The following is a 16,415-nucleotide window of genomic DNA, read 5'->3' as shown; positions in this document are numbered from 1 at the left end:
GCTATGCTCCTCGCAATGACGATTTAGCGGCCGCGCCGGTAAGGCGTGAAGTCGCCGAGGCTGCAGCTTCCATATTCGACCCCGCTGACCGGATCGAACACATTGATGATGTCGCCGCGGCAGAGGCGCGTCGAGATCGTTCGCACCTTGAGCGCGCGGCCGTAACTGAGGTCGGGACAGCCGGTCGGCGGGCGATTGACGTACACCGTGGAATTGGTGCGACCGCGGAACAGGATCGCGCCCTCGCCGAACGACTTGTTGCCGGCGAGATCGCGCGAGTTCACGCAGCTCTGCGGATCCTCCGCGACGCGGCCGGCCAGCGCCTGTTCCAGATTGGCCGCATCCTCGGCCATCTCGGCCTCGGCGCGGGCCGCGGCTTCGGGACCGCGGTCATAGGCGCAGCCGCCCAGCAGGGCGACAACTGCGGAAAGCATGATGATCGGTTTCATGACAACCTCCACGATACGCAACGCACCGCCGAGGGATTCGGGCGGCTAGCTGCGGAAATTATCCTTCGCGAGGCGCAATTCGGCAAGCTCCTGCGCCGAGGCGGCGCGCATGAACGGATTGGTATCGCGCTCGAGCGCGATCGTCGTCGGAACGGTCGCCTCGCCGGCGGCGCGCGCGGCCTCGACCGCCGCCGCGCGCTGGCGCAGCGCCGCGTTGTCGGGTTCGACCGTGAGCGCGAAGCGGGCGTTGGCGAGCGTATATTCGTGGGCGCAATAGACCAGGGTTTCGGGCGGAAGGGCCGCGAAGCGCTGGAGGTTGGAATGCATCTGCGCGGCGTCGCCCTCGAACAGGCGGCCGCAGCCCATCGCGAACAGGGTGTCGCCCGGGAAGAGGATCGAATCCTGCGCCAGATGATAAGCGATGTGGCCGGCGGTGTGGGCCGGAACCTCCATCACCTGCGCTTCATGCGCGCCGAGATGGACCGTGTCGCCCTCGGCCACCTGGCGGTCGAGGGTCGGGATGCCCGCGACCTCGGCGGCGGGGCCGGTGACGATGCAGCCGGTCGTGGCCTTGATCTCTTCATTGCCGCCGGTGTGGTCGGGGTGCCAGTGTGTGTTCCAGATCTGGCCGATCCGCCAGCCCCGCGCCTCGGCCTCGGCCAGGACCGGCGCCGCCACGGCGGGATCGATCACGACGGTCTCGCCGGAATCGGGATCGTGGACCAGCCAGATGTAATTGTCGCTGAGCGCGGGGATGCGGACGATCTCTACCATGTGCCGACATTCTCCATCGAGGCCCAGGGCTCCTGCGGCGGCAAACGGCCGTCCTGCAGCAGCTCGATCGAGATCGCGTCGGGCGTGCGGACGAAGGCCATGTGGCCGTCGCGCGGCGGGCGGTTGATCGTGTAGCCGGCGTCCATCAGCCGCTGGCAGGTCTCGTAGATATTGTCGACGCGGTAGGCGAGGTGGCCGAAATTGCGGCCGCCGTCATAGCCCTGCTCGTCCCAATTGTGGGTGAGCTCGACCTCGGCCGCCTCGTCGCCCGGCGCGGCCAGGAAGATGAGCGTGAAGCGGCCCTGCTCATTCTCCATCCGCCGGGTCTCGCGGAGGCCGAGCAGGGTGAAGAAGCGGATCGTCTCCTCCGGGTCCGAGACGCGGATCATGGTGTGCAGATACTTCATTCCGGCTCCAGATCGTTCAGCAGTGCGAAAGCCGCTCGCGCGCTGTATATGGGGCGGAAAGCCCCGCCGTTCCACTGCGAAGGGACCGAGAATGAGCGCCAGCCGCAACAGCCTGATCGCCGCCGCCATCATCGCACTCGGCATCGTCATCGGCGGCTACCTGCTGGGCGACGGGCTGCGGCGGGCGCGGATGGCCGACCGCTCGGTGACGGTGCGCGGCCTGGCCGAGCAGAATGTCACCGCCGACCTCGCCACCTGGACGATCGCTTATTCCGAGCAGGGCACCGACCTGGCCCAAGTGCAGGCGGGGATCGACCAGGACACGCGCGCGATCGCGAATTTCCTGCGCGGCGCCGGCTTCAAGGACCAGGAGATTACGACCGCGGGCGTCGGCGTGAACCAATATTATGACAGCAACCGCGGCCTCAACAGCATTACCGTGCGGCGCCGGCTGCAGCTGCGCAGCACCGACGTCATGAAGGCGCGCGCCGCCTTCGCCCGCCAGTTCGACCTCATCCGCAGCGGCGTCGCGATCGAGGAGGGATCGGGCATCGTCTACAGCTTCACCAAGCTGAACGACGTTAAGCCGGCGATGATCGTCGCCGCCACCAAGGACGCGCGCCGCGGTGCTGAGCAGTTCGCGCGCGACAGCGGCACCAGCGTCGGCGGCATCAAGCAGGCGACCCAGGGCTATTTCTCGGTCGGCGCCCGCCACGGCGAGGAAAGCGAGTCCGGCAACGACTCGCCGTTCCAGAAGGTGCGCGTCGTGACGACGATCGATTTCTATTTGGACTGAGCGGGCGCGGGCTGGTCCGGATTGGCGGCGATCGCCGCCCGGGCGGCGGCCGCCGCCGGGGAGCCCGGCGCGACCCTGATCGCCTTCATGTAGAGGCCCTTGGCGGCATCGACCTCGCCCGACAGGCCGGCGACGTTGCCGGCGTGGACGAGCAGATCGGCATTGTCGGGCGCCAGCCGCACCGCCTCGGCGATGTCAGACTGGGCGCGCGGCAGATCGGAAAGGCGGACCGCCAGCGCCGACGACAGATACCAGCCGAACGGATCGCCGGGGACCAGTTTCACGCCCTCGTCGAGATCCTTGCGCGCGCCGGCGAGATCGCCCAGCGCGACGCCGGCGCGGCCGCGGTCGAGATAGACCTCACCGCGCAATTCGGGCGTCAAGGCGGGGATGGCGAGCGCGGCATCGAAGGCGGCGCGTGCCTTGGCGGGTTCGTTCGCGGCGAGCCAGGCATTGCCCGACTGCACCCAGAAATCGGCGCGGCGCGGATCGCGCACGCGCTCGGCATCCTGTGCGGCCTGCTCGAACGCGGTGGCGGCCGACGCCCAGCGCTCGAGCTGGACATAGGCAAGGCCGAGGCACTGGCGGGCATAGATGTCGCCGCCGCGCAGCCGCCAGTCTCCGGCGACCTGGATCGCCCTTTCGGCGTCGCTCTTCACCAGTTCGGTGCAGCGCGCATATTCGGCCTCGATCGCCCGATCCTGCGGGCTGGCCGTTTGCGGCTCCGCCTGGACGGCGGCGAGCGCCAGGAATGTTACGATCACGAGGCCTCCAGCAATCCCGCCACCGCGCGAATGAGGAGCGCGATGTCCGAGTCGCGCGAGAGACGGTGGTCCCCGTCCTTCACGAAAATCGTCTGCACGTCGGATGAACGGATGAGTTTCATCAGCTCGAGCGCATAGGTCCAGGGCACGTCCGCATCCTGCTGGCCGTGGAGCAGCCGGACGGGACAATCGACCGCGATCTCCCCGTGCAGCAGCCGCAGCGATTCGCCGCTCTCCCAGAAGGTGCGCGTCGTGACGTAGGGTGCGCCGCCGTAGGGTGATACTTCCTCGATCCTGCCGTCCTGCAGGATCGCGATCTTCTGGTCCTGGCTGAAGCCCCAGTTGGTGAAATCGGGCGCAGCGGCGATCCCGACCAGGCCAGCGACCCGCTCGGGCGCGGCCAGCGCCGCCAGCAGCATCAGCCACCCGCCCATCGACGAACCGACCAGCACGACCGGCCCCTCGACCACCTCGTCGAGCATCGCCAGCACGTCGCCGCGCCAGCCGAGCAGGCTCTGCGCCTCGAAATCGCCGTCGCTGGCGCCGCAGCCGGCATAATCGAAGCGTAGCATGGCGCGCCCCGCGCGCTCGGCCCAGGCGTCGAGCGCGGTCGCCTTGCTGCCTTCCATGTCCGACATGTAGCCGGGCAGGAAGACGATGGTCGGCCCGCGGCCGGTGCGGTGTTTGAAAGCCAGGCGGAGATTCTCGCCGATTTCGAGAAAGCGTGTTTCGATCATGCCCGCCGACTTAGCGGTTCGAATCGTTGTGGCAAATGTCCGCGAGCGCCGCCCACTGCTCCTCGGTCAGCGACGGGGCATAAACACGGCCGGCCTCGGCGCTCTCCTCGAAGCGACGGCGGCGCCCCTCGGACAAGGGATGGGACGAGACGTAGCCCAGGGCACCGTCCCAGCCGTCGAGGCCCTTTTCGTGCCTGGCGAGGCGGGCGAAGAACCCCGCCGTCGGCCGCGGCGAGACGTTGGCGCGGCGCAAAGCGGCGATGGAATCCTCGTCGGCCTTCGATTCGGCCTCGCGGCTGTAGCTGGCGCTGGCCAGCATATCGACGTTGCCGCCGGTGGTGCCGCCGACCGAGGCGAGCAGCAGGCCGAAGCCATATTCCCGGATCATCGCCCGGGTGACGTCGCGATTGTCGATATGGGCGATCTCGTGGCCGAGCACGCCGGCCACCTCGTCCGGGCCATCGGCCTCGGCCAGCAATTCCCGGAAGATCACGATATTGCCGCCGGGCAAGGCCACCGCGTTGACGATCGGGACATTGACGACCCGCACCTTGTAGCGCGCGGGATCGGGCGTGAGCTTCGCCACCATCGCGTCGAGCGCCGCCTGGCCGCCGGTCCCGGCGCAAAACTTCCCGCCGAGATCGCCGACCAGAGCATCGCCGAAGCTTTGCTCCCAGCTATAGGGCACCAGAGGCGCCAGCAGGGCCGGCGCCTTGTGGCCGAGGAACAGGATGGCGGCCGAGGCGACGGCGCCCGCGGCGAGCGCCTTGCCCAGCCCGATCCGGTCGATCCACCGTCCATAGACCTGTCGCGCGGGCAACAAGGCGGCGATTTCGTCCGGCACCGGCCTGGGCACGCCAAGCCGCCAGCCCGGCACCGATCTGCGGCCGTACAATTCGGCGTCGGCGCGGCTCTCGACATGGACGAGCTCGTCCCGGCCGAGGCATAGCTCCGGATCCGGGGCGCCGCGGATCCCCAGCGCCGGTCCGGCCGCTTCAAGCGTGACGCGATGCCGGACGGCGCTCGCCCCGTCGTAGAGCCAGGCTTCGTGCATCGATCAGACCGCGCCGAAATCGAACGCGTCGGCCAAACCCTCGGCGTCGGTCGGCGCACGCGCGGTCGACTGGGTGAGCAGATCGAGGTCGACGACTCCGCTCGCCTCCATGTGGCGGACGACGAAGGCCCAGTTGCGATAGGAGAGGAACAGCAGCCCGACGCCGAGCGTCGCGATCACCAGCCCGATATTGCCGAGGACCAGCTTGAGCCAGTCACGGGTGCGGGCGGTGAACACGAACGAGAGGCCACCAACGCTCGTCGCCGCCGCGACCTGGCGGAAGAAGAGCGTGTAGAAGCTGAGACCGAACAGCAGCACCAGTCCGTACACCGTGAAGCTGCCCACTACGACAGAGACGATTATAGCAGACGACTCAACGGTGCCGTCCTCGAGGTCCGTCCCCAGCGAGACGGCCACAGCCGCGAGAGCCATGGAGAGGATCACCAGCGAAAGGACGGGAACGAGATAGAGGAGCAGCCAGCGCCGCATGAGGCCGTTCTCATGGGCATCGGCCTTGAACGGGTGGCCGCCGAAGCTCATCCGGTTCCAGCGATCGTTCCAAAGCTGCGTCATCGACCAGGGAACGAGAAAGCCGAACACCGCCCAGCCCGCCGCGCTCTTCCACAGGCCCTTCCAGCCATAATCCCAGCCGGGAGCGTCGCTGCCGCCGCGGATGCCGTGCCACCATGTGCGGCTCAGCCGGTAGCGCAGCGCCCGGAACTTGGCGACGTGATAGAGATAGAAGAAGCCGACATAGAGGGTGAGCAGGATCGCGCCGGCGAGCGCCGCCTGGCCACGGAGCACCATGGCCTGGAAGCCGAAATTGACGAACAGAATGACCGGCATCAGCACCGCGGCGACGATCAGGAAGCCGAGGAACATCTCCTTGCCGGTGCCGGTCCATTCGAACGCATCGTCGATGAAATGGGTACGGCTCCAGAGGTAGCGGCGTTCGCGTGCCTTCGCCCAGAATCGGTAGAAGCCGAGCGTGACGACGGTCAGCGCAAAGTTGGTCAGCGCGATCGGCAGGAATTCCCGCCAACTTCCCGTAAAGCGAAAGCTCGAATCCGCCGGACACTCGTCGAGCGCCGGCCCCCCGGACATGTCGTTCATCGATTCCCCCCCGATCGAAGCGACAGCTTGACCCGCACCACCCCGGCTTGGCAAGCGGCGATGCGCTTGACAGTGTGCCACCCCCACTTAAGTGAACCCGACGCCTGATTTTCGCCGGGCGACGGAGTAGAAGACGCCCATGACGCAGATGTTCTCGATCAAACTTCCCGACGGCTCGGTGCGCGAAGTCGAGCGGGGAACCACGCCGGCGGACGTCGCGGCGGCGATCGGCCCGGGCCTGGCCAAGGCGGCGCTGGCGGCGCGCGTCAACGGCGAGGTGCGCGACATCATGCGCCCGTTCGAGGAGGATTCCGAGCTTGCCTTGATCACGGCGCGGGACGAGGCCGACGCGCTCGAACTGGCGCGGCACGATTTTGCCCACGTGCTTGCCGAGGCGGTGCAGAACCTTTTCCCGGGCACCCAGATTACCTTTGGCCCGGCGACCGACGACGGCTTCTATTACGATTTCGCGCCCAACCCGGAGCGCGGGCCCTTCACCGAAGAGGATTTGCCCGCGATCGAGGAAGAGATGCGCCGCGTCATCGCCCAGGACGCGCCGCTGGTGCGCGAGGTCTGGACGCGCGACCAGGTGCGCGAACTCTTCCTGAAGAGCGGCGAGACGTTCAAGGCGGAATGGGTGATGGAGCTGCCCGCCGACGAGACGATCACGATGTACCGCGCCGGCGAGTGGATGGACCTTTGCCGCGGCCCGCACCTAGCCTCGACCGGCAAGCTCGACCCGCAGGCGTTCAAGCTCACGCGCGTTTCCGGCGCCTATTGGCGCGGCGACCAGAAGAACGCGATGCTGAGCCGCATCTACGGCACCGGCTGGCTCAACAAGAAGCAGCTCGACGCCCATCTCCACCGGCTCGAAGAGGCCGCCAAGCGCGACCACCGCAAGCTGGGGCAGGAGATGGACCTGTTCCACCTCCAGCAGGAAGCCCATGGCAGCGTCTTCTGGCACCCGAACGGCTATGTCATCTGGCGCGAGCTCGAGGCCTATATGCGGCGCGCGATCGACGCGACCGGCTATAAGGAGGTCAAGACGCCGCAGGTGATGGACGCTCGCCAATGGGAGCAGTCCGGCCACTGGGGCAAATATCGCGAGAACATGTTCGTCATCCCCGACGAGGTGCCCAACGTCGAGGACGAAGGGCCGATCGTCAGCGACGATGCGGACTGGATGGCGCTGAAGCCGATGAACTGCCCGGCGCACGTCCTGATTTTCCGCCAGGGGATCAAATCGTACCGCGACCTGCCGCTCCGGCTCTACGAGAATGGCTGCTGCCACCGCAACGAGCCGCACGGCGCGCTGCACGGGCTGATGCGCGTGCGCCAGTTCACCCAGGACGACGCCCACATCTTCTGCCGCGAGGACCAGATCGTCGACGAGGTGCAGGCTTTCTGTCGCCTGGCCGACCGGATCTACAAGGATTTCGGCTTCACCTACGCGATCAAGCTGGCGCTCCGCCCCGAGAAGCGCTTCGGCACCGAGGAAATGTGGGATCAGGCCGAGGCCGAATTGCGCGCCGCGGTGGCCCTCGCCGGCCTTGCCACGCCGGAATATGGCTGGGAGGAGTTGCCCGGCGAAGGCGCCTTCTACGCTCCCAAGCTGGAATGGCATCTGACCGACGCGATCGGCCGCACCTGGCAGGTCGGCACGATTCAGTCCGATCGCGTACTGCCCGACCGGCTCGACGCGTCTTACGTCGGCGAGGATGGCGAGCGGCACCGGCCGGTCATGCTCCACCGCGCGATCTTCGGAAGCTACGAGCGCTTCATCGGAATCCTGATCGAGCATTTTGCCGGCCGCCTGCCAGCGTGGCTGGCGCCGACCCAGGCGGTGGTGGCGACGATCGTCTCCGACGCCGACGATTATGCGCGCGAAGTGCAGGCGAAGCTGACCGCGGCCGGCATCCGCGCCGAGGCCGACCTTCGGAACGAGAAGATCAACTACAAGGTGCGCGAGCACAGCCTCGCCAAGGTCCCCAATTTGCTCGTGGTCGGCAAGCGCGAGGCCGAGGAGCGCACGATCGCGCTGCGCCCGCTCGGCAGCGACGCGCGCCAGGAAGTGATCGGGCTCGACGCGCTGATCGAGCGGCTCAGGAGCGAGGCGACCCCGCCGGACCTGCGCGGCTAAGCCGCCGAGTCCCCGGCACGGCCGAGGATGCACAGCACCGGCACGGCTTGCGGATTGAAGAATATCTGGCGGCGGCGCAGCGCGGCGACCGGCGCCGGCCCCGGCCTCTCGAAACGCGCGGCGCGCAGCACGTTCCAACCGGCGTGGCCGGCCGCGACCGCCGCCTTCAGGCAATCATTTTCGCCGACGAGCAGCAGGCGCCGGGCGGCGGGCGCCGCGTCCAGGCGCGACAGCGCACCGACCTCGGGGACCAGGGCGAAATAGCGAGCGCTGTCCTTGTCGACGGCGAGACCGGCACCCTCTTCCGCGATCCAGCGCGGCGCGAGTGCGGCGGCCCCCTCCAGATCGACGGCGTCGTAGGACGCGATCAGCCCCTTGCCCAGGAGAATGACCAAGGCGGCGATTACCAGACCACGCCGCCTGTCCCAGCTGCGCGCGGCCAACAGACCGAAGCACAGGCTCGCCACCGCGGCGAGCGCGAGGAACATGCGGGGCTGCGGATCGATCGCCAGGCCGTAGACCAGCGCGCCGAACAGCGAAGCGGCGGCGGCGATGAGGAAGAGCAAGGGCCGGCCGCCCGCATCCGCCGAGCCCAGCCTGCGCCAGTCGAGGAGGAGGAAGGCGGAGGCGCAGACCAGCGTCAACGCGATCCAGGGGTGGACGAGCAGGTTGAGCAGGCCGTCCACGGTCCAGTGGACCGAGATGCCCATGCCCTTGCGCCAGCCATCGATATAGGCGGGATTGAACAAGGGGCTCTGGCTGAGGTCGACGCTGGCGGAGAGCACCGGCGTCGGGATCCGGGTGTGGGCGAGCGACAGCTTCCACGACAGCAAAGGATCGCCCGCCCAGACCCCGTAGACGGCAGCTTCCACCAGAAGCAGGGCCAGCAGGCCGGCGAGGAAGTGCGGGATCCAGCGCCGCCGATCCGTCATCCACAAGCCAGCGAGGAACAGCGGCAGCAGCGGCAGCGCGGTGGGGCGCGTCATGATCGCCAGCGCCAGCATGGCGCCGCCCGCCGCGGCCCAGGCACCGCGGCCGCTGCGCCAGGCCGATTGCACGCAGAAGACCGCGGCGACCACGAAGGCCAGTTCGGGGATATCGACGTTGAGCTCGAGCAGACGCCCCGAAAAGGCCGGCGTGGCGACCAGGGCCAGTCCTGCGAACAAGGCTTCGCGGCGGCCATATTGGCGTTCAACCATGACCACGAACAGCATGATCGTCGCCACGCCATAAGCGAGCGGTACGATCGAGATCGTGGCGCGGCTCTCGCCCAGCAGGTGGAGCACCGCCGCCAGCGGGGCGATGAGCGGGAATCGGCGCCACCAATGGTCGTGCGGCAGGCAGAGGCCGTACTCCGCCCCGCACCGCGCTGCCTGGAGATATTGCCAATCATCACCGGCCCGGCCGAGGAAACCGGTCGTGCCGAGCGCGATCAGCAGCCATGTAAACAGGAGCACCGCCGCCAGTGGCGACCGGACGAGGGCGCGCCAACCGGCTCCGCCGAACCCCGCGCCGGACGCACTCGCCTCGATAGCCGCACCTTGAGTCATGCGCCGAGGGGTAGGGCGGCGGTGCTAAAATGCGATTAACCCTGCTTCCCGTCGCGTCCCAGCCGCAACAGGCCGCCAGAAAAGTACCGGCTCGGGGCGCGGCACCTTCCATTTTGCCCGACGAATCACTAGATGCGGCCAGTAATTTCGGTTCCAGGAGAAACAGCTATACGTCCCCCTCTCAACCGGCGCCCGATGGCGCCCCCGATGAACGGCCCTCGCTTCAACGAATTCATCTCGTCTCCGCGCGTGCGCGTGATCGATGAGAATGGCGATAATCTCGGGGTCCTGCTGACCGCGGAAGCGATCGAACAGGCTGCCGCAGTCGGGCTCGACCTTGTCGAGGTTTCTCCTAACGCCGATCCGCCCGTCGCCAAGTTCCTCGACGTCGGCAAATACAAGTACGAGGCCCAGAAGAAGGCCAATCTCGCGCGCAAGACGCAGCGGACGCAGGAAATCAAAGAGATCAAGATGCGTCCCAACATCGACGATCACGATTACGACACGAAGATGAAGAAGGTGAACGACTTCATCGGCGAGGGCGACAAGGTCAAGGTGACTTTGCGCTTCCGCGGCCGCGAGCTGGCCCATGGCGAACTCGGCATGCGCCTCCTGCAGCGCGTCCAGGCCGATGTCGCCGAGACCGCGAAGGTCGAGCAGCATCCGCGCATGGAAGGCCGCCAGATGCTGATGGTGCTGGCGCCCAAATAAGCCCCGATCGGAGCTCGGACGGGTCGCTCGGCGACCGCTCTGCGCCACTAGCTCAAATAAAAGCCCGTCTCTTCACCCGGTGGAGAGGCGGGCTTTCCGTTACGGCATCCTGAATCGCGCGTTGTTGTTAGTTTCTTTCTGCAACTCGATTGTTGCTCAATTGCCATAGACGCAAGCACAGGTGGCGGGAAACTGCGGATTCCGGCTGGCGGGTGCTGCGGCTTTTCAGTACTCCTTTCCCAAACATAATGAATTGGAGGGGAAGATGAGTAAGTCCTTTTGGTTGATCTCCGCGGCTGCCGCTGCGCTTACGACACCCGCTTACGCCCAGGATCAGACCCAGCCCACCGACCAGGCTTCGCCGGTCCAGCAGGCGGCCGACGTCGACCAGGGCAACGATCAGGACATCATCATCACCGCCCAGGGCCGCGCCCAGGTGCTGCAGGACGTTCCCCTCGCCGTCTCCGCGGTGAATGCCGAGGCGATGCAGAATAGCGGCGCCTCCGATCTCCGCGCCCTCAACCAGCTCGCGCCGTCCTTGCTCGTCTCCTCGACCGGCAGCGAGGCCAACGGCTCCGCCCGCATTCGCGGCATCGGCACAGTCGGCGACAATCCCGGCCTCGAAAGCTCGGTCGCCGTGTTCATCGACGGCGTCTATCGCTCGCGCACCGGCGTCGGCCTCAACGAACTCGGCGAGATTGAGCGCGTCGAAGTGCTGCGCGGCCCGCAGGGCACATTGTTCGGCCGCAACGCCTCGGCCGGCCTGCTCAACATCATCACCAAGAAGCCCAACCTCAACGAGATGGAGGGCTATGCCGAAGCGACCTACGGCAATTACGATTATTGGCGGCTTGGCGGCGGGCTGACGGGCCCGATCGGCGATTCCGGCCTCGGCTACCGCCTGGACGCGGTCTGGACGCAGCGCGATGGCTTCCTCAAGAACTTCACTCCGGGCGGCGGCAGCGAGGAGCGGATCAACGACCGCGACCGCATCTTCGTCCGCGGCCAATTGCTCTACGAGCCGACCGACGCCCTCGAAATCCGTCTGATCGGCGATTACACGCATCGTGACGAGAGCTGCTGCGGCGCAGTCTACATCTCGACCCGCGAGACGTTCGACCCGACGCCGGGCGCGCCCGGTACCAATGCGAACGGCGATTTCGCGGTCGCCCCGAACAACCGCATCGTCGATATCCTGACCAGCCTCGGCGGCGTCCTCCCCTCGGCGGGCGACCCGTTCAACCGGCTCGTCGCGCTGACGCCGGGCCGCACCTTCCGCAACACGACCGAGGATTATGGCGGCTCGCTCCAGGTCGATTACGACATGGGCTTCGGCGCGCTAACCTCGATCACCTCGTACCGCGAGTATAAGTCCGGCGGCGCCGCCGACATCGACTATGGCAATGTCGACATCGCGTTCCGCGCCGACGACGGCAATGCCTTCCGCCAGTTCAAGACGTTCACCCAGGAGCTGCGCCTGCAGGGGTCGGCGTTCGACGACAAGCTCGACTGGTTGTTCGGCGGCTATTACGCGAACGAGAAGCTGCACGTCGCCGACAACACGATGTTCGGCAGCCAGTACGGCGCGTTCGCCGCATGCCGCATCGTCGCGACCGTCAACCCGGCCGCCGTGCTTCGCAACCCGGCCAATGCCGGCTGCCTCAGCCCGACTGGCCGTGCCGTCCTGACCGGCGCGCTGCCGGGCACGACCCCAGCCTTCGGCCCCTTCACTGCTGCGATCATCGCCGGCATCGACCGTCTCAGCCAGGTCAACAACATGGGCGACATCCGCGCCAATTACCGGCAGGACAGCGAGAATTTCGCCTTCTTCACCCACAATATCTTCAACATCACCGACCAGCTCGCGCTGACCCTCGGCGCGCGCTACACGAACGAGGTCAAGAAGTTCGAAGGCGACTTCAACAACAACAACACGATCTGCCCGGAGCAGCAGCAGAACCTCAGCCCGTTTCTGGTCAACCCGGCCGTGCCGGCCAATCTGCGCACGCTGATCGGCGGCATCGTCACCCTCACCTGCCAAGGCAATTCGAGCGTCGCGCTCAACGGACTCGACCTCAGCGACAAGCGCAAGGAAGACGAGTGGACCGGCACCGCCATCCTCTCCTACAAGCCGAACGACGACCTGCTGCTCTACGGCAGCTTCTCGAAGGGCTATAAGGCCGGCGGCTTCAACCTCGACCGCTCCGCGCTCGGCACCCGCCCGATCCAGGCCCGCACCGCCGCGCTCTTCCCGATCACGCCGGCCGATGTCGCAGATCTCCAGTTCGATGCGGAGAAGGTCGACGCTTACGAGGTCGGCCTCAAATATTCGGGCCGCGGCTTCACCTTCAACGTCGCCGCCTTCCATCAGCTGTTCAGCGATTTCCAGCTGAACACGTTCAACGGCTCGGTGTTCATCGTCCAGAACATCAACAGCTGCCGCAGCGACCTTGGCGGTGCCGACACCGACGCATCCACCTCGACCGGCGCGTGCGCCGCGGACGACCTGCGCGCCGGCGTCCGCTCGCAGGGCATCGAGCTGGAATCCTCCTTCTCGCCGCACCCGGACATCGCGGTCACGGCGGGCTACACCTTCGCCAAGACCAAGTATCGCCGCAACCTGGTCGGCATCGACGGCGAGCCGCTCGATCCCGCGCTGTTCCTCCTCGCCGGCGACAACATGTCGAACGCGCCGGAGCATGTCGTCACTACGTCGTTCGCTTATACGCCGGATCTGGGCGTCAGCGGCCTTTCGGGTCTGTTCTACGTCGATGGCCGCCTGACTTCCGACTACAATACCGGTTCGGACCTGGCGCCGGAGAAGGAGCAGGACAGCTACTTCATCGTCAACGCCCGCGCCGGCATCCGCGGCCCGGACAATCGCTGGTCGCTCGAAGTCTGGGCGCAGAATCTGTTCGACGTGAAATATCAGCAGGTCGGCTTCAACTCGCCGTTCCAGGGCGCCGGCAGCGTGGCCAACGTGGTCCGCTTCGGCGGCACCTCCAACCAGCTCTACTCGTCCTACCTGGCCGAGCCGCGCACCTACGGTCTGACGGTTCGCACCCGCTTCTGATCCGAAGCAAGAACAAGGGAGGGCCCTCGCCGGCGACGGCGGGGGCCTTTTCTTATGCGGCGGCGCGGCTGCGCATGCGGCTGCCGCCGGACGCTTCGCGCCAGTCGGCGGCCTTGAGCAGGCGCTCGCGCAAAGTCTTGAGCCTGGCCGGGCTGGCGATCTTGGCGCCATGCAGGTCGGTCACGTAGAAAACGTCGACGGCGCGCTCGCCATAGGTGGCGATATGGGCGGAGTGGATCGCCGCCTTGGACTGCGAGATCGCCTGGGCGAGGCCGCTGAGCAGGGCTGCGCGATCGCGCGCATTGACCTCGACGACTGTGTAGCGATTGGACGCCTTGTCGTCGATGAACACGGCCGGCTTGATCTCGAACGCTTCGGCGCGGGTGAGCGGCAGGGCTTTCGCCTCCAGCCGCTCGGTCAGGGGCTCCTGCCCCGCGACGGCGTCCGCCACCGCTTGTTCGAGCCGCTCGAGCTGGTGCGGGTCGGCGAATGGCTGTCCGGCCGCGTCCTGGACGAGGAAATTGTCGAGCGCCATGCCGTCGCTCGTCGTGTGGATGCGCGCGTCGATGATGTTGCCGCCGACCAGGCTGATCGCGCCGGCGACGCGGTAGAAGAGGCCCGGCTGGTCCTTGGCGTAGACGGTGAGCAGGGTGGCGCCGCGCTCGGGCTGGATGCTCGTCGCCATCGGCGCCGCGGCGCCCGGCGTGCGGTCGGCTGCATCCATGAAGCGGGCGTTGCTTTCCAGCACCTCGACCGGCTCGGCGAGCCAGTAGCTGTCCGGCAGCCGCCAGGCGAGGCGCGTGAAATGGGGATCGTCCCAACCGAGCTTCGCCGCCAGTGCTTCCTGCACGCCGGCGACCCGTTCGCGCCGGCCCTTCTGCTTGTGGCCGAGCCGCAGCATCTCCTCCGCCGACTCGAACAATTCGCGCAGGAGCTGGCGCTTCCAGCCGTTCCAGACGCCGGGCCCGACCGCGCGGATGTCGACGACGGTAAGCAGGAACAGCAGGCGTAGGCGCTCCATGCTCTTCACCCGGCCGACGAAGTCGCGGATCGTCTTGGGCTCGGCGAGGTCGCGCTTGAAGGCGGTGGCCGACATCAAAAGGTGCCAGCGCACCAGCCAGGCGACCATCTCGGTCTCCGCCTCGGTGAGGCCGAAGCGGGGGCAGAGCTGGTGCGCGACTTCGGCGCCGAGGACGGAATGGTCGCCGCCGCGCCCCTTGGCGATATCGTGCAGCAGCACGGCGACATAGGCCACGCGCCGCGAGGAAAGCTGGCGGAAAAGCGCGGTGGCCAGCGGATGATCGTCCTTGAGCGCGCCGCTCTCGATCCGCGACAGCAGTCCGATCGCCCGGATCGAATGCTCGTCGACGGTATAGTGATGGTACATGTCGAACTGCATCTGCGCGACGACACGGCCGAAATCGGGAACGAAGCGACCGAACACGCCGGCCTCGTTCATCCAGCGCAGCACCGTCTCCGGATCGCGCGGCGAAGTGAGGACATCGAGGAACAGGGCATTGGCGCGCGGATCGGACCGGACCTTGTGGTCGATCAGCTTGGCGTCGCGCCCCGCCGCCCGCGCTGCGAGCGGATGGATCTCAAGGCCGTGGAGATCGGCCAGCGCATACATCTGGATCAGCCGGACCGGATCCTTGCGCAGAAAATCGTCGTCGGGCAGCGCCAGCCGGCCGCGATCGAGCACGAAACCCTCCAGCTTGCGCGGCCGCCGCCGCAGGGCCGGCAGGCCGAACCGGCGGCCGCTGCGGGCGAACTTCTCGTCGAGGTGCGCGAGGAAGACGCCGGTGAGGTCTCCGACCGCTTTCGCGTGCAGGAAATAATGCTGCATGAAGCGCTCGACCGGCGATTTTCCGGGGCGGTCGGCATAATGCATCCGGCTGGCGATCTCGCGCTGATAGTCGAACGTCAGCCGGTCCTCGGCGCGGTTGGCGGTGAGGTGGAGGTGACAGCGCACCGCCCACAGGAAGCGCTCCGCCTTCTGGAATTGCCGGAGCTCGTCGGGCGCGAGCAGGCCGACATCGACCAGCTCCGCGACCGAGCCGAGCTGATAGGCATATTTGCCGATCCAGAAGAGCGTGTGGAGATCTCGAAGGCCGCCCTTCCCTTCCTTGACGTTGGGCTCGACCACATAGCGGCTGTCGCCCAGCCTCTTGTGGCGCGCGTTGCGCTCGTCGAGCTTCTCGGTGACGAAGGTCTTGGCGTCCTCGCCGACCACTTCCTTGCGGAAGCGCGCCGCCGCCTCGTCGTGGAGCGCCTCGTCGCCCCAGACGTAGCGGGATTCGAGGAAGGCGGTGCGGACCGTATGGTCCTCGTGGGCGAGCCGGACGACGTCGTCGACCGAGCGCGTCGAATGGCCGACCTTCAGCTTCAGGTCCCAAAGCAGATAGAGCATCGTCTCGATGACCTGCTCGGACCAGCCGGTCGGCTTCCACGGCGTCACGAAGGCGATGTCGACGTCCGAATGGAGCGCCATCTCGCCGCGGCCGTAGCCGCCGACCGCGACCAGAGCGAGCCGCTCGCCCGCGGTCGGGTTGGCGCGCGGATAGAGTTGTTCCGTGACGAAATCATAGGCCAGGCGCAGGACCTGGTCGGTGAGGAAGGCGTAGCTGGACGCGGTCTCGGTGCCGTTCCAGGGCTTGGCCTCGAGCCGCCGCGCGATCTCGGCTCGGCCGTCGGCCAGCGCCTGCTTGAGCAAGGCGGTGACGGCCTGCTTGCGGAGGAAAGGGTCGGCTTCGCCGCGCAGCGCTTCGATCGCGTCGGCGAGGGCGCGCCGATCGACGATGGCGCGGCGGGACGGGATCGAGGCGAAGCGGGCGGCCATGCCCCAAT

Annotated in this window: 13 protein-coding genes; 4 read left to right on the top strand and 9 right to left on the bottom strand. The window is 67.3% G+C overall.

Translation table 11 applies throughout. The features are described 5' to 3' along the window. Positions 1-23: 23 nt before the first annotated feature. The 3 genes from SH591_RS09895 to SH591_RS09885 are packed head-to-tail and all read right to left on the bottom strand — an operon-like array spanning position 24 to position 1,630. Positions 24-449, bottom strand: a complete 426-nt coding sequence (locus tag SH591_RS09895; protein WP_324748985.1) for a hypothetical protein — start codon at positions 447-449, stop codon at positions 24-26. A gap of 45 nt (positions 450-494) precedes the next feature. After that, positions 495-1,223, bottom strand: coding sequence for a hydroxyacylglutathione hydrolase (gene gloB, locus SH591_RS09890; protein WP_324748984.1), 729 nt, complete (start codon positions 1,221-1,223; stop codon positions 495-497). Next, positions 1,217-1,630: a VOC family protein gene (locus tag SH591_RS09885; protein WP_322831340.1), complete on the bottom strand. Its 414-nt coding sequence runs from the start codon at positions 1,628-1,630 to the stop codon at positions 1,217-1,219. The genes gloB and SH591_RS09885 overlap by 7 nt, the downstream gene beginning before the upstream one ends. A 91-nt stretch (positions 1,631-1,721) precedes the next feature. On the opposite strand from SH591_RS09885, the gene SH591_RS09880 reads away from it, so the two are divergent. Beyond that, positions 1,722-2,426 (top strand): SIMPL domain-containing protein, encoded by a 705-nt coding sequence (locus tag SH591_RS09880; RefSeq protein ID WP_324748983.1) that lies wholly within the window; start codon positions 1,722-1,724, stop codon positions 2,424-2,426. Here SH591_RS09880 and SH591_RS09875 read toward each other — a convergent pair. From SH591_RS09875 to SH591_RS09860, 4 genes are read right to left on the bottom strand one after another with little or no spacing between them, the layout of a single operon-like run. Further along, on the bottom strand, positions 2,414-3,190 hold the full coding sequence (locus tag SH591_RS09875) for a tetratricopeptide repeat protein (protein ID WP_324748982.1): 777 nt from the start codon (positions 3,188-3,190) through the stop codon (positions 2,414-2,416). The two genes, SH591_RS09880 and SH591_RS09875, sit on opposite strands and share 13 nt — an antisense overlap. Further along, a complete protein-coding gene (locus SH591_RS09870; protein ID WP_324748981.1) occupies positions 3,187-3,927 on the bottom strand; it encodes an alpha/beta fold hydrolase in 741 nt (246 codons plus the stop codon). The genes SH591_RS09875 and SH591_RS09870 overlap by 4 nt, the downstream gene beginning before the upstream one ends. Positions 3,928-3,937: 10 nt before the next feature. Next, a complete protein-coding gene (locus SH591_RS09865; protein ID WP_324748980.1) occupies positions 3,938-4,981 on the bottom strand; it encodes a M48 family metallopeptidase in 1,044 nt (347 codons plus the stop codon). Between the two features lie 3 nt (positions 4,982-4,984). Continuing rightward, on the bottom strand, positions 4,985-6,094 hold the full coding sequence (locus SH591_RS09860) for a YjgN family protein (RefSeq protein ID WP_324748979.1): 1,110 nt from the start codon (positions 6,092-6,094) through the stop codon (positions 4,985-4,987). Between the two features lie 148 nt (positions 6,095-6,242). On the opposite strand from SH591_RS09860, the gene thrS reads away from it, so the two are divergent. Next, positions 6,243-8,234, top strand: coding sequence for a threonine--tRNA ligase (gene thrS / locus SH591_RS09855; RefSeq protein WP_416385236.1), 1,992 nt, complete (start codon positions 6,243-6,245; stop codon positions 8,232-8,234). Here thrS and SH591_RS09850 read toward each other — a convergent pair. Beyond that, complete coding sequence (locus SH591_RS09850; protein ID WP_324748977.1) at positions 8,231-9,784, bottom strand: glycosyltransferase family 39 protein; 1,554 nt, start codon at positions 9,782-9,784, stop codon at positions 8,231-8,233. The two genes, thrS and SH591_RS09850, sit on opposite strands and share 4 nt — an antisense overlap. A gap of 207 nt (positions 9,785-9,991) precedes the next feature. Here SH591_RS09850 and infC point away from each other — a divergent pair, with 207 nt between their 5' ends. Together infC and SH591_RS09840 are read left to right on the top strand one after the other, a co-directional pair. Beyond that, complete coding sequence (gene infC / locus SH591_RS09845) at positions 9,992-10,495, top strand: translation initiation factor IF-3 (RefSeq protein ID WP_322831333.1); 504 nt, start codon at positions 9,992-9,994, stop codon at positions 10,493-10,495. A 265-nt stretch (positions 10,496-10,760) separates the two neighbouring features. Then, positions 10,761-13,568, top strand: coding sequence for a TonB-dependent receptor (locus tag SH591_RS09840; RefSeq protein WP_324748976.1), 2,808 nt, complete (start codon positions 10,761-10,763; stop codon positions 13,566-13,568). Positions 13,569-13,620: 52 nt separating this feature from the next. Here SH591_RS09840 and SH591_RS09835 read toward each other — a convergent pair whose 3' ends face one another. Beyond that, on the bottom strand, positions 13,621-16,407 hold the full coding sequence (locus SH591_RS09835; protein WP_324748975.1) for a [protein-PII] uridylyltransferase: 2,787 nt from the start codon (positions 16,405-16,407) through the stop codon (positions 13,621-13,623). Positions 16,408-16,415 lie beyond the last annotated feature (8 nt).

Source organism: Sphingomonas sp. LY54 (assembly GCF_035594035.1).
In the GTDB taxonomy this organism is placed as follows: Bacteria; Pseudomonadota; Alphaproteobacteria; order Sphingomonadales; family Sphingomonadaceae; genus Allosphingosinicella.
The sequence above is the reverse complement of the archived record's forward strand: the minus strand, read 5'-3'. Positions and strand labels throughout refer to the sequence as shown.